This window comes from Agrobacterium sp. Azo12 (assembly GCF_029193765.2).
In the GTDB taxonomy this organism is placed as follows: Bacteria; Pseudomonadota; Alphaproteobacteria; order Rhizobiales; family Rhizobiaceae; genus Agrobacterium.
In genome coordinates this window covers 2,538,690-2,559,140 of the sequence record NZ_JARFYO020000001.1, presented here as the reverse complement: position 1 = coordinate 2,559,140, position 20,451 = coordinate 2,538,690, and the positions used below count along the sequence as shown (strand labels likewise).

General features: G+C 55.6%; 19 protein-coding genes. 14 read left to right on the top strand and 5 right to left on the bottom strand.

Features of this window, described 5'->3' with window-relative positions; all coding sequences use genetic code 11:
* Positions 1–234 precede the first annotated feature (234 nt).
* The 4 genes from ilvD to PYL13_RS12190 all read left to right on the top strand — a co-directional run bounded on the left by ilvD (position 235) and on the right by PYL13_RS12190 (position 6,268).
* Complete coding sequence (gene ilvD / locus PYL13_RS12205; RefSeq protein ID WP_192488657.1) at positions 235–2,070, top strand: dihydroxy-acid dehydratase; 1,836 nt, start codon at positions 235–237, stop codon at positions 2,068–2,070.
* A 184-nt stretch (positions 2,071–2,254) separates the two neighbouring features.
* Positions 2,255–3,286, top strand: coding sequence for a serine hydrolase domain-containing protein (locus PYL13_RS12200; RefSeq protein WP_275641545.1), 1,032 nt, complete (start codon positions 2,255–2,257; stop codon positions 3,284–3,286).
* A 109-nt stretch (positions 3,287–3,395) separates the two neighbouring features.
* Positions 3,396–4,802, top strand: a complete 1,407-nt coding sequence (locus PYL13_RS12195) for a DegQ family serine endoprotease (protein ID WP_275641544.1) — start codon at positions 3,396–3,398, stop codon at positions 4,800–4,802.
* A 194-nt stretch (positions 4,803–4,996) separates the two neighbouring features.
* The gene (locus tag PYL13_RS12190; RefSeq protein WP_409515562.1) at positions 4,997–6,268 is read left to right on the top strand and encodes a replication-associated recombination protein A; all 1,272 of its coding nucleotides are present in this window, start codon (positions 4,997–4,999) and stop codon (positions 6,266–6,268) included.
* A gap of 75 nt (positions 6,269–6,343) precedes the next feature.
* Here PYL13_RS12190 and PYL13_RS12185 read toward each other — a convergent pair whose 3' ends face one another.
* The gene (locus PYL13_RS12185; RefSeq protein WP_250981766.1) at positions 6,344–6,745 is read right to left on the bottom strand and encodes a lysozyme inhibitor LprI family protein; all 402 of its coding nucleotides are present in this window, start codon (positions 6,743–6,745) and stop codon (positions 6,344–6,346) included.
* A gap of 325 nt (positions 6,746–7,070) precedes the next feature.
* Complete coding sequence (locus tag PYL13_RS12180; protein WP_192488662.1) at positions 7,071–7,382, bottom strand: DUF1883 domain-containing protein; 312 nt, start codon at positions 7,380–7,382, stop codon at positions 7,071–7,073.
* Positions 7,383–7,750: 368 nt separating this feature from the next.
* Between PYL13_RS12180 and PYL13_RS12175 the strand changes: the two genes are divergently transcribed.
* The 5 genes from PYL13_RS12175 (at position 7,751) to PYL13_RS12155 (ending at position 13,878) form a co-directional block, all read left to right on the top strand.
* Positions 7,751–9,565 (top strand): methyl-accepting chemotaxis protein, encoded by a 1,815-nt coding sequence (locus PYL13_RS12175; RefSeq protein ID WP_275641542.1) that lies wholly within the window; start codon positions 7,751–7,753, stop codon positions 9,563–9,565.
* Between the two features lie 161 nt (positions 9,566–9,726).
* Positions 9,727–10,941 (top strand): extensin-like domain-containing protein, encoded by a 1,215-nt coding sequence (locus PYL13_RS12170; RefSeq protein ID WP_275641541.1) that lies wholly within the window; start codon positions 9,727–9,729, stop codon positions 10,939–10,941.
* A gap of 336 nt (positions 10,942–11,277) precedes the next feature.
* Positions 11,278–12,099, top strand: a complete 822-nt coding sequence (locus PYL13_RS12165; protein WP_192488665.1) for a sulfite exporter TauE/SafE family protein — start codon at positions 11,278–11,280, stop codon at positions 12,097–12,099.
* Positions 12,100–12,193: 94 nt separating this feature from the next.
* Positions 12,194–13,120 (top strand): ABC transporter ATP-binding protein, encoded by a 927-nt coding sequence (locus tag PYL13_RS12160; protein WP_275641540.1) that lies wholly within the window; start codon positions 12,194–12,196, stop codon positions 13,118–13,120.
* A complete protein-coding gene (locus PYL13_RS12155) occupies positions 13,117–13,878 on the top strand; it encodes an ABC transporter permease (RefSeq protein WP_250981763.1) in 762 nt (253 codons plus the stop codon). Before PYL13_RS12160 ends, PYL13_RS12155 begins: the two co-directional genes overlap by 4 nt.
* Before the next feature lie 17 nt (positions 13,879–13,895).
* Here the strand turns inward: PYL13_RS12155 and PYL13_RS12150 are convergent, their stop codons facing one another.
* Together PYL13_RS12150 and PYL13_RS12145 are read right to left on the bottom strand one after the other, a co-directional pair.
* Complete coding sequence (locus PYL13_RS12150) at positions 13,896–14,603, bottom strand: TIGR02281 family clan AA aspartic protease (protein ID WP_275641539.1); 708 nt, start codon at positions 14,601–14,603, stop codon at positions 13,896–13,898.
* Positions 14,604–14,655: 52 nt separating this feature from the next.
* Complete coding sequence (locus tag PYL13_RS12145) at positions 14,656–15,438, bottom strand: adenosylcobinamide-GDP ribazoletransferase (RefSeq protein ID WP_275641538.1); 783 nt, start codon at positions 15,436–15,438, stop codon at positions 14,656–14,658.
* A 141-nt stretch (positions 15,439–15,579) separates the two neighbouring features.
* Between PYL13_RS12145 and cobT the strand changes: the two genes are divergently transcribed.
* Both cobT and PYL13_RS12135 read left to right on the top strand, forming a co-directional pair.
* Positions 15,580–16,596: a nicotinate-nucleotide--dimethylbenzimidazole phosphoribosyltransferase gene (gene cobT, locus PYL13_RS12140; protein WP_275641537.1), complete on the top strand. Its 1,017-nt coding sequence runs from the start codon at positions 15,580–15,582 to the stop codon at positions 16,594–16,596.
* 15 nt (positions 16,597–16,611) lie between these two features.
* Positions 16,612–17,016 carry a diacylglycerol kinase gene (locus tag PYL13_RS12135; RefSeq protein WP_275641536.1) on the top strand — a complete coding sequence of 135 codons (405 nt, stop codon included), beginning with the start codon at positions 16,612–16,614 and terminating at the stop codon, positions 17,014–17,016.
* Positions 17,017–17,021: 5 nt separating this feature from the next.
* Here PYL13_RS12135 and PYL13_RS12130 read toward each other — a convergent pair whose 3' ends face one another.
* The gene (locus tag PYL13_RS12130) at positions 17,022–18,560 is read right to left on the bottom strand and encodes a sensor histidine kinase (RefSeq protein WP_250981758.1); all 1,539 of its coding nucleotides are present in this window, start codon (positions 18,558–18,560) and stop codon (positions 17,022–17,024) included.
* Between the two features lie 108 nt (positions 18,561–18,668).
* Here PYL13_RS12130 and PYL13_RS12125 point away from each other — a divergent pair, with 108 nt between their 5' ends.
* From PYL13_RS12125 to PYL13_RS12115, 3 genes are all read left to right on the top strand, one after another.
* On the top strand, positions 18,669–19,247 hold the full coding sequence (locus PYL13_RS12125; protein ID WP_275641535.1) for a thermonuclease family protein: 579 nt from the start codon (positions 18,669–18,671) through the stop codon (positions 19,245–19,247).
* 6 nt (positions 19,248–19,253) lie between these two features.
* On the top strand, positions 19,254–19,892 hold the full coding sequence (locus tag PYL13_RS12120) for a uracil-DNA glycosylase family protein (protein WP_405049396.1): 639 nt from the start codon (positions 19,254–19,256) through the stop codon (positions 19,890–19,892).
* A gap of 65 nt (positions 19,893–19,957) precedes the next feature.
* The gene (locus PYL13_RS12115; protein WP_192488673.1) at positions 19,958–20,449 is read left to right on the top strand and encodes an Lrp/AsnC family transcriptional regulator; all 492 of its coding nucleotides are present in this window, start codon (positions 19,958–19,960) and stop codon (positions 20,447–20,449) included.
* The last annotated feature ends 2 nt before the right edge of the window (positions 20,450–20,451 follow it).

The following is a 20,451-nucleotide window of genomic DNA, read 5'->3' as shown; positions in this document are numbered from 1 at the left end:
TTTCACGGCCGATGCAAAAAATAGGTCGAATGGGCGTACATCGCGTATTCGTGATTGAGGCGGAACGACCTGATCCAAAGAAATATGCGTACCGTACCGAACCGTACTGTATTTGACAAAGGTGACAGTGACACATCGGTGGAGATGCGCTAGAGAACTATCAAAAAGTCGGGCAGTTTTGCGCTTCCTTATGCGTTTTGCTTCCCGCAAGGCTTGAAGATCGAGGAAAACACCATGCCTGCTTACCGTTCCAGAACGACAACCCATGGCCGTAACATGGCCGGTGCTCGCGGCCTGTGGCGCGCGACCGGAATGAAGGACGGCGATTTCGGCAAGCCAATCATTGCCGTGGTCAACTCGTTTACGCAGTTCGTGCCGGGTCACGTACACCTGAAGGATCTCGGCCAGCTCGTGGCGCGCGAAATTGAAGCGGCTGGCGGTGTTGCCAAGGAATTCAACACCATTGCCGTGGATGACGGTATCGCCATGGGCCACGATGGTATGCTGTATTCGCTGCCATCGCGCGAAATCATTGCTGATTCCGTTGAATACATGGTCAATGCACACTGTGCCGACGCGATGGTGTGCATTTCCAACTGCGACAAGATCACCCCCGGCATGTTGAATGCCGCCATGCGCCTCAACATTCCTGTTGTGTTTGTGTCCGGCGGTCCGATGGAAGCGGGCAAGGTCGTTCTACACGGCAAGACCGTTGCGCTTGATCTGGTCGATGCCATGGTTGCTGCAGCGGATGACAAGATCTCGGATGAAGAAGTCAGCGCGATCGAACGTGCCGCCTGTCCGACATGCGGTTCGTGCTCCGGCATGTTCACGGCCAACTCCATGAACTGTCTGACCGAGGCACTTGGCCTGTCACTGCCTGGTAACGGCTCGACGCTTGCCACGCACTCCGACCGCAAGCGCCTGTTCGTTGAGGCTGGTCATCTGATCGTTGACATCACCCGCCGTTATTACGAGCAGGACGATACATCCGTTCTGCCGCGCACCATTGCCAGCAAGCAGGCGTTTGAAAACGCCATGTCCCTGGACATTGCCATGGGTGGTTCCACCAATACGGTTCTGCACATTCTGGCAGCTGCCTATGAAGGCGGCGTCGATTTCACCATGGAAGACATTGACCGTCTGTCGCGCAAGGTTCCTTGCCTGTCCAAGGTGGCGCCTGCCAAGCAGGACGTGCACATGGAAGACGTTCACCGCGCTGGCGGCATCATGCGTATTCTCGGTGAGCTGGACCGTGGTGGTCTGATCAACCGTGATTGCCCGACCGTCCATGAGGCAACGCTGGGCGACGCAATCGATCGTTGGGATATTACCCGAACCAACAGCGAAACCGTTCGACAGTTCTTCAAGGCGGCTCCCGGTGGCGTTCCGACACAGGTGGCTTTCAGCCAGTCCTCGCGCTGGGATGAGCTGGATACCGATGGCGAAACCGGCATCATCCGCAATGTCGAACATCCATTCTCCAAGGATGGCGGTCTGGCCGTTCTGTTCGGTAACATTGCGCTGAAAGGCTGCATCGTCAAAACCGCCGGTGTGGATGAATCCATCCTGAAATTCACCGGTCCGGCCGTTGTATTCGAAAGCCAGGATGCTGCGGTAAAGGGCATTCTCAACAATGAAGTCAAGGCTGGCGACGTTGTTGTCATCCGTTACGAAGGTCCAAAGGGCGGTCCTGGCATGCAGGAAATGCTCTATCCAACCAGCTACCTGAAGTCCAAGGGCCTCGGAAAGGCATGCGCGCTGATCACCGATGGTCGCTTCTCCGGTGGCACCTCTGGCCTGTCCATTGGCCATGCTTCGCCAGAAGCCGGCCAGGGTGGTGCAATCGGGTTGGTGCGTCAGGGCGACACCATTGCCATCGATATTCCGGGCCGCACCATCAATCTGGTGATCTCGGAGTCGGAACTGGCAGAACGTCGCGCCGAGCAGGACAAGCTGGGCTGGAAGCCGGCCGCACCGCGCAAGCGCAATGTCACCACGGCGCTGAAGGCCTATGCCGCCTTCGCATCCAGCGCCGACAAGGGTGCCGTGCGCATTCTGCCGGAATAAAATCTGGTTCCTTCGTCAAGTTTTAAACGCCGCTCTGGACACTCCGGAGCGGCGTTTTTCATTCGGTGCAGGGAGGTGGACACCATGAGATATTGCAGTGTGATGTGATAAAATATCCTGTCACGTTTCAGTGACATGCTGTGGTGCCTCTTTTACAGCGATTTTGGCGACATAGATAAAGACCATGAAAAGAAGAACCGCTCTTGCATTGATCGCATCGCTCCCATTGGCACACAGCGTGCGGGCACAGTCCTCTGGCGAGACGTCGTCTCCCTTGGCCACTCCTGCCACAGCGGCCCGTCTGGCCCCTGTCCTTCGCCAGGCACAGGAGCTTGCAACGTTAAAAACCGTTCTGGTCAGCGTTGATGGAAAACGGGTAGCCGAACGTGCCTATAACGGCAACGCCCTCAACGGTTCTGTTAACATCAAGTCGGCATCCAAATCTGTTGTCTCGGCGCTGGTCGGCATTGCGATTGATCGCAAGGTGCTGGAAAGTGCCGATCAGCCGATTGCCAGTGTGTTGCGCAGTGAGTTTCCGCAAAACCCCGATCCAAGGCTGGAGCAAGTGACGATTGGCAATCTGCTGTCCATGCAGTCCGGTCTGGCGCGTATGTCTGGCCCCAATTACGGCCGGTGGGTTGCCAGCCGCAACTGGGTAAGAACTGCGCTTGGGTCCGGGTTCGATGGTGAACCCGGCGGTGGCATGTTGTACTCCACCGGGTCCACGCATCTTCTGTCTGCAATTCTGACCAAGGCCTCGGGTAAGAACACGCTGGCGCTGGCGCGAGAGTGGTTCCGGCCGCTTGATGATTTCAGGATCGGCGCCTGGGACCGCGATCCGCAGGGCATCTATCTCGGTGGAAACCAGATGGCGATGACGGCGCGTTCGCTGCTGGCCTTTGGTGAGCTGTACCGTAATGGCGGTGTGACACCATCCGGTGACAGGCTGATTTCGCAGGGGTGGATCGATCAGTCCTGGACGCAGCGGACCAATTCCGTGTTCAATGGCGATGGCTACGGTTACTGCTGGTTCATGCGCGATATGGCGGGTGAAAAGACAATCTATGCCTGGGGTTTTGGTGGGCAGATGTTATATATCGTACCGTCACGAAAGCTCAGTGTCGTCATGACCTCTCGCGAGGATGCGCCATCTGCCCGAACCGGCTACCGCGACCAGTTGCACGGTCTTATGGAAAGTATCATCCAGGCCGTATAGCGTGTGAAAATCACGCTGTCTGCGCCTGCCTTATTTTCCATGTTTCCGCCTATTTTCGTTTTTAATTTCAGGCATTAAAACCACTTTGAAACAGCATCAAGGGAATCAAATGGACCGTATGTTCAAACGCGCCTGTCTGACGGCAACTGCGCTTATTATGCTGGCTCCCGCCACACTTCATGCGCAAGACACCAAGACGGTGCCCTCCAGTCATACGCAAATGCAGCTTTCCTTTGCGCCGCTGGTCAAGCAGACCGCAGGCGCGGTGGTCAATGTCTATGCCGAGCGCATGGTGCAGCGGCGGGCCTCGCCCTTTGCCGGCGACCCATTCTTTGAACAGTTTTTTGGCCAGCAATTGCCAAACCGCAGTGAAAAGCAGTCTTCGCTCGGTTCTGGCGTCATCCTTGCCGGAAATGGCCTTGTCGTGACCAACAACCACGTCATTGAAGGTGCTGACGAGATCAAGGTTGCGCTGGCCGATGGCCGCGAGTTTGCCTCTAAGATCCTCCTGAAAGACGACCGGCTTGATCTGGCAGTTTTGAAGATTGACTCGAAAGAACAGTTCCCGGCCTTGTCCCTTGGTAATTCGGATGCGGTTGAGGTGGGTGATCTGGTTCTGGCCATTGGTAACCCGTTTGGCGTCGGACAGACGGTGACCAGCGGTATCGTCTCGGCGCTGGCGCGCAATCAGGTCGTACAGGGCGATTTCGGTTTCTTCATCCAGACGGATGCCTCTATCAATCCGGGTAATTCCGGTGGTGCGCTGATGAACATGAATGGCGAACTGATCGGCATCAACACCGCGATCTTCTCGCGTGGTGGCGGCTCCAACGGTATCGGTTTTGCCATTCCGGCCAACCTCGTGCGGGTATTCCTGGCGTCCGCTGAAAAGGGCGACGAGAGCTTCCAGCGTCCTTATGTCGGCGCGACCTTTGATCCGGTAACATCAGATGTGGCTGAGGCGCTTGGTCTCGACCGTGCCCGTGGTGCGCTGGTGGTTGGCGTGGTGAAGGATGGTCCGGCAGAAAAGGCCGGCATTGAGCCGGGGCAGGTGGTGATTGCGGTCGATGGTATTGCTGTCGAACATCCTGACGCACTGGGGTATCGCCTGACGACAGCCGGCATTGGCAAGTCTGCCAAGCTGACCGTTATCGACAAGGGCAAGAGCCGCGACATTGAAATCGCGCTTGATACCGCACCGGAAACAAAGCCGCGCGATGAGCGTATCATTGAAGGCCGCAATCCGTTTGCTGGCGCAAAGATTGCCAATCTTTCGCCCAAGCTGGCGGATGAGCTGCGCATGCCAACCCAGACGACCGGTGTGGTCGTGACGGATGTGGCCCGCGGTTCGCCGGCGTCCCGCGTCGGTTTCCGTCCAAAGGATGTTGTGCTGGTCATCAACGGCAATGACATCACCTCCACCAAGACGCTTGCCGACGCGATGGATCAAAACCCCGGTTTCTGGCGCGTTGAGGTCATGCGTGATGGCCAGCGTATCCGGCAGTTCCTGCGGTAAAGAAATGCCTCTCCGCTTATCAAACGGTGACGAATTTATGGTCGTCACCACCCGGATACATTCGGCCAAGCGGAGAGGGGATTTTGCCCTGGTGGGGCTTAAGATGATAATTTGTTGTTGAGTAACTGGCGGCTTCGGCCGCCGTCCTTATGAATGCAGTCTCGGAGGTGCGGGTGTCGCTTTTTGATCGGGAAATGCCACGACCGCTTGCAGAAGCCTTGCGTCCGAACACGCTTTCAGAAGTTGTCGGGCAGGATCACCTGTTGGCAGATGACGGTCCGATAGGCCGCATGGCCAAGTCAGGTGTGCTGTCATCCTTCATTTTGTGGGGGCCTCCCGGCGTTGGTAAAACCACCATTGCCAGAATTGTTGCCGCCGATGCGCAGGCGCAATTCGTGCAGCTGTCTGCTGTCATGTCCGGCGTTGCGGATTTGCGCAAGGTGTTCGAGGAAGCCAAGAAAGAACGCACGCTCGGTCGGCAAACCATTCTGTTCATCGATGAGCTTCATCGCTTCAATCGCTCAACACAGGATGCGCTGTTGCCGCATGTTGAGAGCGGCCTGATCATTCTGGTGGGCGCCACCACAGAAAACCCAAGTTTTAGCCTGGTGGGCGCGTTGCTGTCGCGTGCCCGTGTCTTCACCCTCAATCCGCTCGGTAAGGAGGCGTTGTCGCGTCTGCTTGAGCGGGCCGAAGCGCATATCGGCAAACCGCTGCCGCTTGATGATGAGGCCAAGGAAAGCCTTTTCGATCTGGCTGATGGTGATGGTCGTTATTTTATCGGCATGGTCGAGGAGGTTCTGCGGGCTGGTGCGGGGCAACCACTGTCGCGCAGCGATCTGGCTTCCCTTCTGCAAAAGAGAATGCCGCTCTACGACAAGGCCAATGACGGTCACTACAATCTGTTGAGCTGCTTCCATAAAAGCCTGCGTGGCAGCGATGTGAATGCGGCGCTCTATTGGGCCGCACGCATGATCGAGGGTGGTGAAGACCCGAATGTATTGTTCCGGCGGCTGGCCTGTGCGGCGTCTGAAGATGTCGGTCTGGCGGATCCGCAAGCGTTGCAGCAGGTGATTACCGCATGGGAAGCCTTTGAGCGTATCGGCTGGCCCGAAGCACGGCTGTTCATGGCACAAGCTATCGTTTATGTCGCGACCGCTCCCAAATCCAATGCCGCGTACCGCGCCTTTGATGCGGCAACGGCGCTTGCCCGGCAGACCGGGTCTGTGCCTCCGCCCAAAAACATCCTCAATGCCCCGACAAAGCTGATGAAGGAGCTGGGGTATCATGAGGGGTATAAATACGACCATGACTACCCGGATGCTTTTAGCGGCCAGTCATTCTTTCCGGCAGAACTGAGCGATAAAAATCTTGAGTTCTATCAGCCCAATGAGCGCGGCTTTGAGCGAGAGCTTTCAAAGCGGGTGCAGTTCTGGAGCAGGCGCAAAAGTCAGAAGCCTGAATAATGCTCAAACCGGGCCTTTACCGATAATGTCACTCACGACGCATGTCGTTTGAATAGTGCTATCGCCCGGGTTTACTTATTTGGCCGGGACTGGGCAACTCATGTCGCCTTCTTCGCATGACAGATAGCCGTTGAGGTCTTTGATCCGATTTTGCGTCAGTCCGTCCAGACATGAATTCTGAACGAATGGATAGACAGTTCCCTGTGCGACCATGGAGCTTGAAAAGCTGCATTCGCCATCTCGAAAAGCAATCCAGGCACGCTGTGCTGTCACGAGCAGCTTTGTCGTGTCCGCATCATCTTTCAGCCTGGTTTGTATCTGCTTGTAGAGTTTGTTGAGCTCTCCATCTGACTTTTCGAAGGCTTTCTGTGCGCACACATTCATCGCCGTCTGATCCGTCAGGTCGCCACAATTTTGATCCGCGTAGGCAGGTGTGACGATCAAACCGATATATGCGGCTGCCAGAATAAATTTCATGCCGACCTCCCGATGTGTTAGCGTTTCACGTTGCAGAATAGAGGCTTTTGTACACGCCGCAATGCCTTGTGATGGTGATGGTTGTCATCTCGTGAAGCTTGCTCCCATCGACATCTGGCGAGTGGTGAGTGAGGTGGGACGTCGGGTAAACCGGCCTCCAAGATGCGCTTTATCCTACGTCCCACCCAGCGCCACCGGAGTGAGCAGCGTGATTAACGAACAATGGTGCGTTCGACGCGACATGTCTGGACAGGCTAAATTTATGAAGAGCGGCTCTTCCGGCAGCTTTTTGTGCTGGGCAGATCACTTAGCCGCAGGCAGATCATCAGGAAGCCTTGCGCTGTACCTGCTGGGGTATGGCAGGCAGCATTTTGACCGAGGATTCTGCCAGAGCGGCATGGCCTTCCATGTCGACGATCAGGTGCCAGTGCGCGCTTTCGGGAATGGCAATGCGAACAGGTGATTTCTTGGCGACACCGCCGAGATACTTGAAATCAAGCAGTTCGGTAAACCGCTGATAGTTCACAGCGGTCATCAGCCGGACATTGTTGACGCCGTTAAGGCTCACTTCAATTGTCGAACCCGCGCGGAGTTCTTTCAGGTCGTAATGGGTAAAGCGGAAGCTTGGCTTTGCCATTTTATTACTCGTGTCTGCTTGCAATCGTTACGTCCTGTCATCGTAAGCGCGGATCGTTAACGAGGTCTTTAGATGCCAGGACAGGTCAGGCTTTTGTGCCGGCCTGGCACAGAAACAAACCACTAATCGTGGGTTACTGGTCGCTTAGAGAACCAATTACCTGGTTTTGACGTCGGTAAAAATCACCTGTCATAATTTGCATTTTTGTGCGTTGCGGTATTAATATTTACAGTTGCTTGCATTCTGCAGTGTTTATTTTTGTGTTTGTTTGGCTGCAGCGCATTACTTATGTCTAATTTAAATTTATTCATAATAAATGTTTCCGGATGATCACTTATCTATCGAAATATATTCAAGTGGTCCGACATATGAAAAACACAACGATATCCATGCGCTTTTATATGCTTGTCGCTTTGTTTCTTACGCTGCTGGCGGCTGCTTTAACATTTAGCCTGTTTGAAAGTTACCGCGGAATGGAGCGGGAGCGGAAGGCAGGACTTGAATCCCTGAACCACACCGCTATCGCTATTCTTGAGCAATACTACAAAATGGAGCAGAGCGGCGCTCTGACCCGTGAAGCCGCTCAGGAACAGGCCAAGGCAACGATTGCCACAATGCGCTACGGCAAGGGCAGTGGTTACTTCTGGATCAATGACATGGTGCCGACCATGGTTATGCACCCTATCAAGCCTGAAATGAATGGCAAGAACCTGACCGGTGACAAGGACCCGAATGGCAAGTTCCTGTTCGTGGAATTCGTTAAAACCGTTCAGGCCAGCGGGCAGGGCTTTGTCGACTATTACTGGCCAAAGCCGGGTTCGCCTGATCCTGTCGAGAAGTTCTCACATGTGGCCGGCTTTACGCCATGGGGCTGGGTTATCGGCACCGGCGTTTACGTTGATGACCTTGCTGCGATCTTCTGGAAGGAAGCCCAGCTTTATATTGCCATCTGCGTCATCGGCTCAGCCGCCATCACTGCTGGCGCCTATTTCATCGTCCGCAGTGTGACTGGACCAATCGCGCGCGTTCGTGACGTGATGACAAGCATTGCCGATGGCAATGGCGCTGTCGACGTACCGTTCCTGGATCGCACCAATGAGATTGGCTCCATGGCCAAAACCTTGCTGGTGCTGCGCGATTCCGTCAATGAACGTAGCGCCTTGCAGCAACGAGAAGTGGCCCAGCAAAAGCAGATAGAAGAAGCACGGCAGGGCAATGAGTTGGCGCTGCGCTCGGTGTCGGAGAAACAGGCCTATGCCATGGACGCCCTCGGTACTGCGCTGGAGCGTCTTTCCAATGGTGATCTGACTGTGCATGTCGGCGATATCGGTGTCGAATATGCGAAGCTACGCGCTGATTTCAACAAGGCGTCCAGTGCACTGCATCAGGTCATTTCTTCGATTTCGCGCACCAGCCACGTGGTCAGTGACAGTGCAAGCGACATCAATGAGGCAACGGGCAACCTGTCGCGTCGTACCGAACAGCAGGCGGCCGCACTGGAAGAAACCGCTGCGGCGCTGGATGAAATCACCGCCACCGTTCGCACTGCATCGGACCGTGCCAATGAAGCGCGCACCATGGTGGGTGAGACCAAGCTGAGTGCTGGTCGCTCAGGTGATATTGTTCGCAATGCCGTTGATGCTATGGGCCGCATCGAGGACTCGTCGCGCCAGATCAACCAGATCATCAGCGTTATCGACGAGATTGCCTTCCAGACCAATCTGCTGGCGCTGAATGCCGGTGTCGAAGCCGCACGTGCCGGTGAGGCCGGTCGTGGTTTTGCGGTGGTGGCCCAGGAAGTGCGTGAACTTGCGCAGCGTTCCGCAAATGCTGCCAAGGAAATCAAGACGCTGATCAACAGCTCTGCCAATGAAGTTGAAAACGGCGTGTCGCTGGTGCGTTCCACCGGTGAGGCGTTGGTAGAGATCGTCAAACTGGTCAACCGGGTGGATGAACATGTCAACACCATTGCCACTGCTGCCCGCGAACAGGCAACCGGCCTGCATGAGATCAACACGTCCGTCAACCACATGGACCAGATGACCCAGCAGAATGCGGCAATGGTGGAGGAGACCACGGCTGCAAGCCAGACGTTGGCCAATGAAAGCCGTGAATTGCGCTCGCTGCTATCAGGTTTCGTGCTTGAGCAGGAGCGTTATGGCGCAACGTCGCGCGCCGCCTGACACTGGTTTCGACACAGCAAAAAGGCGGCTTTTGCCGCCTTTTTTGTTTGTCCTAAATTATGCCGGGTGGATTTACGGTCGGGGTCGAAAGGTTTCGTTTACCTCGTTTCGTTAATATTTTAGCGATTGCCGCATTGTGCGGCCGCAGAAGTGGTTATCGTATGGCGTTTATTTCCCTTCCGCGCCGCCCAGTGGCGTTGCTCATGATATCGACGGTATTGACGGCCTGCTCGGCAGAGGGTCTGGTGCCGCCTGCGTCGATTGACGGCACCACGCGTGTGGGTGCGATTCAGCCATCCCGTGAACCTGCGCGGCAGGCTTATCCCGCCAATGGTGTCGCCTCTGCCGGTTCGGCCATGCACATGAATGACGGCACGTATCGTGAGCCGCAGTTGATGTCGGCGCCAACGCAGCAGCCTTTGCCGCGCATCGATAGCGAAGAGGCCATGGGTGTCTCCTCGGCGTCGAATGGAAATCCCGCCAATGGATCGCTTGGCGTGCTGAGCGCGTCGCAGGATGGCGTTAACATGGATGCGATGCTCGGCGTAGAGCCGGTTACAGGTCTTGCCGAAGAACAGCAAAACCAGATTGGCGATAATCAGCTGGCCGAAGGCATGACCAACCAGCTGGTTGTGGACGGCATTGGCACCGACAATCCGGTGCAGACCAGCGGTTCTGTCCTGCCTGCCGGCTGGGGCATGCCATCGCGGGCAGCGGCGTCTCCACGTCCGCAATCATCTGGTCAGCCGGTGCAGGACGTGGCGATATTGATGCCGCAAAACCCGGCGCAGTCAAACCGTTCTTCCGCACCTCCCGCCATGATGCCGCAGTCGGAAGTGGCCTGCCGGTCGGAGCTTCGTCGTCTGGGTGTGTCCTTCCGCGATGTGGCACGTATTGCCGACGGCCCGACCTGTGGTATCGATTACCCGCTGGAGCTCAATGGTCTCGCCAGCGGTGTGGCGATCAAACCTGCTGTCAAGCTCAACTGCCAGGTGACACTTGCCTTTGCCAAATGGGTGAAGTTCGAACTCGTGCCGTCGTCGCGTTTCCGCTACATGTCCGGTGTCGGGCGCATTACGCCGATGGGCGGTTACTCCTGCCGCAAGATGAATTCGCGTGCCAGCAATCCGTGGTCTGAACATGCCAAGGGCAATGCCATCGATATCGGCACAATCACGCTGAAGAACGGCAAGGAAATCGATGTTCGCAAAAAGGGCTTCTTTGCCTTCCGCGAAAAGGGTCTGTTGAAAGCTGTCCGCAGCGACAGCTGCAAATATTTCTCGACGGTGCTTGGGCCTGGTAGTGACAAGGACCACTGGAACCATTTCCACTTTGATCTGCGCACCCGCAAATCCGGTTATCGCCACTGCGACTAACGTAATGCGGTACAGAAGTTTGCTGCGATCTTGCGATAACGACATGCTTTCGAGGTTATAAAAAAAATGCCGGCGCTGAGGCCGGCATCATGATGAGGCAGTGACGCGGGGTGTCGCTGCCGCTGAAATGATAAAACCAATAATCCGTGACGACATTCAAAACACATTCGCCACCGAATATATTTTCGTACTGAAACCTTGTAGTCGTACCGCAAGCCTGATCAGTGTGCTTGCGACGGGTGTTCTATACGGTAAGAGCATCACATATTGATGACAGTCCTTGCCCCGTTTCCTTGAAAACAAGTTTTTCAAAATTCCAGATATCAGGAGAGTACCGTGCCGCCTGTCACCGAGATTGCCATGTTTGCCGCAGCCCTCGCCACGGCAGGAGTTGTTGCCGGTTTGCTGGCCGGTTTGTTCGGCATTGGCGGCGGTGCGGTTCTGGTGCCGGTGTTTTACCATGTGTTTGGCCTGCTGGATGTGCCGGAGGCGGTGCGCATGCATCTGTCACTGGGAACGTCGCTGGCCATCATCGTTCCGACATCCATTCGCTCATTCATGACGCATAAGCAGAAAGGTGCCGTTGATACCGCGCTGCTGAAAGGCTGGATTATCGCGGTGCCGCTTGGCACGCTGATTGCCTCTGCCATCGCTGCCTATGCGTCCAGTGTCGCGCTTCGACTGATCTTTGCCTGTATCGCATTGGTGCTTGCCTTCCGCATGATTGCCAACCGTTCAAGCTGGCATCTGGGCAATGACCTGCCGCCAAACCCGGCAAAGTTTCTGGTTGGCACATCAATCGGCATTCTCTCAGGCCTGATGGGTGTTGGTGGCGGTGTGCTCAACAACACCTTCATGACGCTCTATGGTCGCTCCATCCATCAGGCCGTTGCCACATCTTCTGGTGTCGGTGTGCTGATTTCGCTGCCGGGTCTTGCCGGTTACATCTGGGCGGGGTGGGGTGCTGCCGGTCTGCCGCCTCTATCGACCGGTTACATCAACTGGATTGCGGTGGCATTGCTGATCCCGATCACGCTGATTGTTGCACCCTATGGTGCGCGGCTGGCACATGCGCTGAGCAAAAAGCAGCTGGAACGCGCGTTCGGCGTGTTTCTGGTCGTTGTCGCGGCACAGTTTTTCTACAGCGTGTATGGTTGAGATGATCGCTATGCGATGATTTCGTGTCAGGGTGGTTTTGCGCGATGCGAAGCCCTATATGGCAATCGACAATCTATTCTGCGAAAGAATCATCATGAATGCCATTGTTTCGATCCGGAACCTGACGAAAACCTATGCCAATGGGTTTCAGGCGCTGAAGGGCGTCAATCTCGACATCATTGAAGGTGAAATCCTGGCGCTGCTTGGGCCGAATGGTGCCGGCAAAACGACGCTGATTTCCATTATTTGCGGCCTTGTGAACCCCGGCGATGGCCAGGTTCTGGTGGCGGGCCATGACGTGGTGCGCGAGTTTCGCAAGACCCGCGAACTGATTGGGCTCGTGCCACAGGAACTGACAACCGACCAGTTTGAAACGGTCTGGAACACGGTTAGCTTCTCACGGGGTTTGCACGGCAAGAAAAGCAATCCGGAGCTGATTGAAAGCATCCTGAAATCGCTGTCGCTCTGGGAAAAACGCAACAACATGCTGCGTGAACTCTCCGGTGGCATGAAGCGTCGCGTGCTGATTGCCAAGGCGCTGGCGCATGAACCCAAGGTGCTGTTCCTGGATGAACCGACGGCAGGTGTCGACGTGGCGCTGCGCCGTGACATGTGGCGGGTGGTGGAAAAGCTGCGTGCCAATGGCGTCACCATCATTTTGACCACCCACTATATTGAAGAGGCCGAAGAAATTGCCGACCGGGTTGGTGTCATCAATGGCGGTGAGTTGTTGCTGGTGGAAGAAAAGACGGCACTTATGCGCAAGCTTGGCCGAAAGCAGCTATCGCTTGAACTGACGACGCCGATAACACTCATTCCCGACAGTCTTGGTTCGTTCAATCTGCTGCTGTCTGCCGATGGCTCCTGCCTGACCTATGAATATGACGGCAATGGCGAGCAGGGGCGTATTGCCGGCCTGCTGTCGATGCTGTCGGCCGAAAACATCCAGTTTCGCGATATCTCAACACGGCAAAGCTCTCTGGAAGATATATTCGTGGCACTTTTGGAGGACGCGAAATGAATTTTGAAGCGGTCAAATCCATCTATCTGTTTGAAATGGCGCGGACGCGCCGCACGCTTCTGCAAAGTGTCGTGTCTCCAGTCATTTCGACATCCCTTTATTTCATCGTTTTCGGAACGGCGATCGGTTCGCGGATTCAAGAGGTTGGTGGCGTTTCCTACGGTGCCTTCATCACGCCAGGCCTGATCATGCTGACGTTGTTGACCCAGTGTATTGGCAACGGTTCCTTTGGTATCTATTTCCCGAAATTCACCGGCACGGTCTATGAGATCCTCTCGGCTCCGGTGTCGATGGTGGAAATTCTGCTCGGTTATGTGGGGGCGGCGGCCACCAAGGGGTTGATGATCGGGACGATCATTCTGATCACCGCATCATTCTTTGTGGACATATCGATTGCCCATCCCGGCATGATGGTGCTGTTCTTTGTGCTGACGGCGGTCAGTTTCAGCCTGTTCGGTTTCATCATTGGCATATGGGCCACCAACTTCGAACAGCTGAACCTTATTCCGATGCTGGTGGTGCCGCCGCTGACATTCCTCGGTGGCAGTTTCTATTCCATCGATATGCTGCCGCCATTCTGGCAGACGGTCAGCCACTTCAATCCTGTGCTTTATCTCATCAGCGGTTTCCGCTGGAGTTTTTATGAGATTGCCGATGTGAACCCTGTCATCAGCCTTGTGATGATCACGCTGTTCCTGTCGGCCTGCCTTGCGGTTGTCGGCTGGATTTTCCACACCGGCTACAAGCTGCGTAACTGACAGCCCGGTTCTGCGGTTTACCAGTCTCTAAGCCGCAGCTCATCGGTCTGCATTTGCAGGGAGCCGAGGGTAGACAGGAAGCTCATGCCCAGCAGGCTTTGGTCAAGTTGACCATCGCCTGCCACAAGGGCCGGAATGTTGGAGCGGGAAATCGGACCGATCGACAGTTCAGAAAGCATGGCATGGGCGGCAGTGGTGCGCCCATTCGCCGTCATGACGGTGACGGTATAATTCAGATTTTCCGGGTGCAGGCCAATCTTGCGGGCATCACTGGCTGACAGCACGACCGAGCTTGCGCCGGTGTCCACCAGCATATGTACCGCGATGCCGTTGACCTGCGTATTGGCTTCAAAATGGCCATTCATCGATTTGTGCAGAATGATTTCCTGTCCGCCTTCGCTGGTGGTTACCACAACGGCGCGGCCCGGCATCAGGCCGGCCAGCAGGCGTTCGCCAAACCGGCGGAAATCATCGCGGTAAAGATAACCGGACACCAGTGCGAGAATGATGGCCAGCCAGATGGCGATCTGGCGCAGTACAAGCGGCAGGTTGCCGCGGCTGGCATTGAGAACGCCGACCGACAGAAGTCCGGCTATCGGCAGCAAATAGAGCAGGCGGCCGAACTGGTCGTTTTCAATTCCTAAGGTTTGGCCGGTGTCATTGTTGAGAATAAGCAGTGCAAGACCGATGCCCAGTACGACGAGAACAACCACCAAACGGCTCATGCAAATCGGCCTTTCACATATTCCATAAATGCTCACTCACAATATTTGTGTTTCAGTGTGTCAGGGCAAGGGTGCATAGCCAGACAATGACCGAGATTTGTTGTGTCGCGCCAATGGTGTCACCGGTATGGCCGTTGATCTTTTTCACCACGAAGCCATTAAAAATTGTGATGGCACCGGCCACGACAGCAAATGCCAGCAGAAGTGCAAATGCGGAGACGAAGGGCAACGAGAGAGCTGATGCAATCGCCACTCCCGATATCACAGCGGTGTTGCGGGCAGTGCTGTCCGGCTGACCGGCCGATGATGCAAGCCCTTGCTGCCGCGCAGAGGGTGTTGCCGTCCAATGCCAGACCATCAGGCCGCGGCTGAGTGCTGCAGCGCCCAGAAAGACCGCAGCGGCACCGACGGGTGTCAGCGTGTCACCAAGTGTCGTCAGTGAGGCCGCCCGCAATCCAAAGGAAAAGAACAGCGCAACGGAACCGTAGGTGCCAAGGCGGCTGTCTTTCATGATCTCGATGATACGGTCGCCGGTGCGGCCGCTGCCGAGACCATCGGCCGTATCGGCAAAACCATCCTCATGCAGAGCGCCTGTTGAAAAAACCATAACTGCCAGTGTTATCAGGCTGGCGAGAAGCGGTTTGGCGTCCAGCGACAGCAAGATCAAAAACACCAGAGCGGCGGGCAGGGCAATCAGCAGACCTGCAAAGGCAAAGGTGCGAGACAGGCGGACCATCTTGCCGTCATAACCGTCAAAGAAGTGCTGCGGCACCGGAAAGCGTCCGAGAAAACCAACGGCTCTTGCCAGATCGGTTATGAACGCGTTGATGTCCATGATGCAGTTCCTGTCTTGACGGAATTCAAAAGGGGCGATTTCCGGTTGTTCCTGAAACATTCCCCGACTATGAGAGGGGCAACAAAGACTGATTTGCCGGAAAATTACAAGTTTCCGGAATGAACGAGGAAGATTGATATCATGAGCATGAGCGGCCTGCCTTTCGACGATTTTCGTACGCTGCTGCGCGATCTGCCCGGTCCCTCGACCCATGCGCTGGTTGACGCCAAGGAGCGTAATGCCAAGCTGACCAAACCGGCGGGTTCTCTCGGTCGGCTGGAAGAAATTGCCATGTGGCTTGCCGCATGGACGGGACGGGCACCGTCCGTCACCCGTCCGCTGGTGGCAATCTTTGCCGGCAACCACGGCGTTACCAAACATGGTGTCACGCCTTATCCTTCTTCCGTGACCCAGCAGATGGTCGAGAATTTTGCAGCCGGTGGTGCGGCAATCAACCAAATCTGTGTCAGCAATGACCTGGGCTTGAAGATCTTTGATCTGGCGCTGGATTATCCTACCGGTGACATTACCTCTGAAGCGGCTCTTTCCGAGCGTGACTGCGCGGCCACCATGGCCTTTGGCATGGAAGCGATTGCCGGTGGCACCGACTTGCTGTGCATTGGTGAAATGGGCATTGGCAACACCACGATTGCGGCAGCTATCAACCTGGCGCTTTACGGCGGCACGGCTGAAGACTGGACCGGTCCCGGCACCGGGTCTGAAGGTGATGTCATGGCGCGCAAGATTGCTGCCGTCAAAGCCGCCGTCGAATTCCACAAGGACCATCTGTCTGACCCGCTTGAAATCATGCGCCGTCTTGGCGGTCGTGAAATTGCGGCGATGGCTGGTGCCATTCTGGCGGCACGCATGGAAAAGATCCCCGTGCTGATCGATGGTTATGTCGCGACAGCGTCTGCGGCCCTTCTCAAGGCCATGAACCCGTCCGCACTCGACCACTGCCTGATTGGCCATGTGTCGGGTGAACCCGGCCATCTGGCTGCCGTTGAAAAGCTGGGCAAGACACCGCTTCTGGCACTTGGCATGCGGCTGGGTGAGGGTACCGGCGCTGCACTTGCTGCCGGTATCGTCAAGGCCGCTGCAGCCTGCCACTCCGGCATGGCAACATTTGATGCCGCTGGCGTTTCCAACCGCAGCTGAAGTGAAGACCGCTGAATGACAAAAACACAATCAACCGACAAGCCGGCAGCTTTCGTGAAGGAAAAGGGTATCAGGCATTTGTTTGCTGCCCTGCGCTACTCCGTTCAGGGGCTTCAACGCCTGTGGCAGGAAGCTGCATTCCGCCACGAGGTTATTCTGCTGTTTGCAGGTCTGGTGCTGTTTGCAGTGATTGGTGCACCCTTCGTGCACTATCTGATTTTTGTCATACTGATGTTGCTGATGGTGGCTTTTGAGGCCATCAATACCGCGATCGAAGAACTGGTTGACCGTATTTCGCCGGAGATTTCATCGGTCGGTCGCCACGCAAAGGACCTCGGTTCACTTGCGGTCTTCTGCCTTATCCTGATCAATGCCGGATTTGTCATTTACGCGCTGGTCGTCAACCTGTTTCCGGGCTGACGATCTTAGGCGAATGAGCGTTTGCGCGGCTGGACTGCCTGCGTGTCTTCGACGGCTGGCAGGCTCTGCAGCACGCGTTTGGCCGGAAGAATGGCGATGACTTCAGTGCCTTCGCGCAGTTTCGATTTCAGAATGAACTGGCCATCATGTTTGGCCAGAATGGCCTGCACGATCGGCAAGCCAAGACCGGTGCCCTGTTCGGCACTTTTAATGGCAATCGATCCCTGACCGAATGCTGACAGCACGACCGGGATTTCTTCCTCGGGAATACCGGGGCCATTGTCCTTGATGGAAATGTATTGGCCGCCACCGGCGGTCCAGCCGACCTTCATCATGATTTCACCGCCCTGCGGGGTAAACTTCACGGCGTTGGACATCAGGTTCAGAACCACCTGACGGATAGCCTTTTCATCGGCCCAGACCAGCGGCAGGCTGCTTTCGAACTGCTGGGCAATGGAAATGTTCTTGGCGCGGGCCCGAAGCTGGATCATGCCGATGCAATCTTCTGCCAGATCCAGCAGCGACATGGTTTCTTCATGCAGGTCGTAACGACCGGCTTCGATGCGCGACAGGTCGAGTATTTCATTGATCAGGTCGAGCAGATGTTTGCCGGACCGATGAATGTCGCCCGAATATTCCTTGTAGAGCGGGTTGTTGAGTGGCCCCAGAACCTCCGTTGCCATCACTTCGGAGAAACCGAGAATGGCGTTGAGCGGTGTGCGCAGCTCATGCGACATGGAGGCCAGGAAGCGCGACTTGGCAAGGTTTGCCTCTTCAGCGCGGCGGCGGGCCTCGTCTGACATGGACTTTGCCACTTCAAGCTCGGCAATCAGATCGTCCTTTTCCGATTGGAACGACAAAAGCTTGATGTTGGACTTGGCAAGCCGGTCAGTGAGGTAATGGAAAAACAGCATGGCAACGATGAACATCGCAGCAACGCTGATGCCTGTGACCGAGCGCGATGTGGCCGCCACGATAATCAGTGCTGTCAAAACCGGCAGGAATGTCATCATTGCCGCACGCGGCAGCATGGCATTCGACATGGAGATGATTGCCAGCGCAATCAGCAGGGTCGCGCCCTTGAAGAACAGGAAATAGGCGGGTTGCACCGCAGGCGGTGCTTCATAGGCGGCGATGTAGGCCCAGACGCAGCCGGTAATAATCTGGATTGCCAAGAAGATATTGTGCCACCGGGTGGTGGAAATGGCCGTCAGTTCCTGCTTGTTGGCCCGTTTGGCCGCAATCAGCGACACGGCGTGAATGCCAAGCGCACAGATGGCCCAGGCCACAAGATTGGCTTCGCGTGTTAAATACACGCCCAAACCTGTGACCAACACAATGAAAAGCGGCATGATCGTTGCGCCGTGCAGTGCTGTGCTTATATGCATTTCCAGCATGTCACGGTCAAAGGTGTGGTTTCCGCCCTGACCATATTGCAAGCGTTCGCGTGTCAACTTCACTGCCTTCGCCACCGCCTTGTTACGGTGCGTTTTGGAGCGGTCGACAATGTTCTTGTCTGTTGATGTGCTGACGCTTTTACTCATTGATACAACAGGAATGACACGAATGGCTGAAACACTAACTGCGAAATCTTAAGAAGATGCTGCTGTGAAACTATTTGTTTGCCATTTGTGAAAAGGATTTGTTGGCATATGAGACAAAACAAGGGCAGGCGGTTGGCTTTTTTGCGCGACGGAATTGTGCTGATTGCCATTTTTCTGCTGGGAATTCTGATTGCTGCCAAGCTGGACAGCGACAACATGCAGCGGCATGCTGGAGCCTATTATGTCATTGACGGTGATACGCTGGCGCTGAACGGAAAACGTTTCCGTCTGCTGGGTATCGATGCGCCCGAGCTTGATCAGCAATGCCAGCGCAATGGTTCTGACTGGCCGTGCGGGCAGGCCGCCAAACAGGCGCTGGCCGGGCTTGTTTCTGTCGGACTGGAATGCCGTGGCAACGACATGGATCGATATCAGCGTTTGCTCGTCCGGTGTTTCCTGGATGGTCAGGATGTGGCGGCTGAAATGGTGCGCCAAGGACTGGCTGTGCGGACAGAATATTTCCTGTTTACGGACGAGGAGCGGGAAGCGAAGGCCAGTGGGCTTGGCCTGTGGGCAGGGGCGTTTGAAGCGCCGGCCAATTGGCGCAAGTTGCGCAAGACGGCGGAAATGGACGTACCATTGTCAGGTTTCCTTGCGGCGGTTCGCCATCTGCTTGGCTGGGAGTGAGTGTGAGTGCCTGACATCAGGGACAAGGATCTGGATATCTTAAGGGCCGAGATTGGCGCCTGTCGTATCTGTCGCGACACGCCGGCGCGCGGTGAGGCCTATCGCTTGCCGCATGAGCCGCGTCCGGTGGCGGTGATTTCCTCCAAGGCGCGTATCCTGATTGCCGGTCAGGCGCCGGGGCTTCGGGTTCATGAAAGCGGACTGCCATTCAATGACGCGTCGGGTGATCGGCTGCGCAACTGGCTGTCTGTCGACCGCGACCAGTTTTACAATCGTGACCTGTTCACCATCGTGCCTATGGGGTTCTGTTTTCCCGGTTACGATGCCAAGGGTAGCGACCTGCCACCGCGCAAGGAATGTGCACCGTTCTGGCGTCAGCGGGTGATGGATGCCATGCCACAGATAGAGCTGGTTCTGGCGATTGGCGGTTATGCGCAGGCCTGGCACATGGGCAAAACGCGCAATGGCAATGTCACGGAAACGGTACGCGACTGGCGCACGACATTTTTCAGGAATGAGGGCATTCGTATGCTGCCAATGCCGCATCCAAGCTGGCGCAATACAGCCTGGATACGGAAAAATCCATGGTTTGAAGAGGACCTGTTGCCAGTTTTGCGACAGTCTGTTGAAATGCTAATTAAGTGAAAAATTTTTCTGTTTTTTTCTTTTGAATCGTGTATCTAAAGGAAAATAATTCAGGAGGAATGGAATTGGATCGATTAGACCGCAAAATCCTGCGCATACTTCAGGAGGATTCAACCCTGGCTGTTGCTGACCTTGCCAAGAAGGTCGGCCTTTCCACGACGCCCTGTTGGCGGCGTATCCAGAAGATGGAAGAAGATGGTGTCATTCGCCGTCGCGTCGCTCTTCTGGACCCGGCCAAAGTCAACACCAAGGTTACGGTTTTTGTCTCCATTCGCACGGCATCCCACTCCATTGAGTGGCTGAAGCGTTTCTCGGAAGTGGTTTCCGAATTCCCTGAGGTTGTCGAATTCTACCGCATGAGCGGTGACGTGGATTACCTGCTGCGCGTGGTGGTGCCTGACATCGGTGCTTACGATGCTTTCTACAAGCGCATGATTGCCAAGATCGAAATCCGCGACGTGTCGTCTGCCTTCGCCATGGAGCAGATCAAGTACACGACTGAACTGCCGCTGGATTACATGCTGCTCGACAACACCAAGTCGTCGGGTGAAGAATAAGA

Bases quoted from the DNA above. Each gene is read 5' to 3' on its own strand.
- ilvD (WP_192488657.1), top strand. From the start codon at position 235: ATGCCTGCTTACCGTTCCAGAACGACAACCCATGGCCGTAACATGGCC.
- PYL13_RS12200 (WP_275641545.1), top strand. From the start codon at position 2,255: ATGAAAAGAAGAACCGCTCTTGCATTGATCGCATCGCTCCCATTGGCA.
- PYL13_RS12195 (WP_275641544.1), top strand. From the start codon at position 3,396: ATGGACCGTATGTTCAAACGCGCCTGTCTGACGGCAACTGCGCTTATT.
- PYL13_RS12190 (WP_409515562.1), top strand. From the start codon at position 4,997: ATGCCACGACCGCTTGCAGAAGCCTTGCGTCCGAACACGCTTTCAGAA.
- PYL13_RS12185 (WP_250981766.1), bottom strand. From the start codon at position 6,745: ATGAAATTTATTCTGGCAGCCGCATATATCGGTTTGATCGTCACACCT.
- PYL13_RS12180 (WP_192488662.1), bottom strand. From the start codon at position 7,382: ATGGCAAAGCCAAGCTTCCGCTTTACCCATTACGACCTGAAAGAACTC.
- PYL13_RS12175 (WP_275641542.1), top strand. From the start codon at position 7,751: ATGAAAAACACAACGATATCCATGCGCTTTTATATGCTTGTCGCTTTG.
- PYL13_RS12170 (WP_275641541.1), top strand. From the start codon at position 9,727: ATGGCGTTTATTTCCCTTCCGCGCCGCCCAGTGGCGTTGCTCATGATA.
- PYL13_RS12160 (WP_275641540.1), top strand. From the start codon at position 12,194: ATGAATGCCATTGTTTCGATCCGGAACCTGACGAAAACCTATGCCAAT.
- PYL13_RS12155 (WP_250981763.1), top strand. From the start codon at position 13,117: ATGAATTTTGAAGCGGTCAAATCCATCTATCTGTTTGAAATGGCGCGG.
- PYL13_RS12150 (WP_275641539.1), bottom strand. From the start codon at position 14,603: ATGAGCCGTTTGGTGGTTGTTCTCGTCGTACTGGGCATCGGTCTTGCA.
- PYL13_RS12145 (WP_275641538.1), bottom strand. From the start codon at position 15,438: ATGGACATCAACGCGTTCATAACCGATCTGGCAAGAGCCGTTGGTTTT.
- cobT (WP_275641537.1), top strand. From the start codon at position 15,580: ATGAGCATGAGCGGCCTGCCTTTCGACGATTTTCGTACGCTGCTGCGC.
- PYL13_RS12135 (WP_275641536.1), top strand. From the start codon at position 16,612: ATGACAAAAACACAATCAACCGACAAGCCGGCAGCTTTCGTGAAGGAA.
- PYL13_RS12130 (WP_250981758.1), bottom strand. From the start codon at position 18,560: ATGAGTAAAAGCGTCAGCACATCAACAGACAAGAACATTGTCGACCGC.
- PYL13_RS12125 (WP_275641535.1), top strand. From the start codon at position 18,669: ATGAGACAAAACAAGGGCAGGCGGTTGGCTTTTTTGCGCGACGGAATT.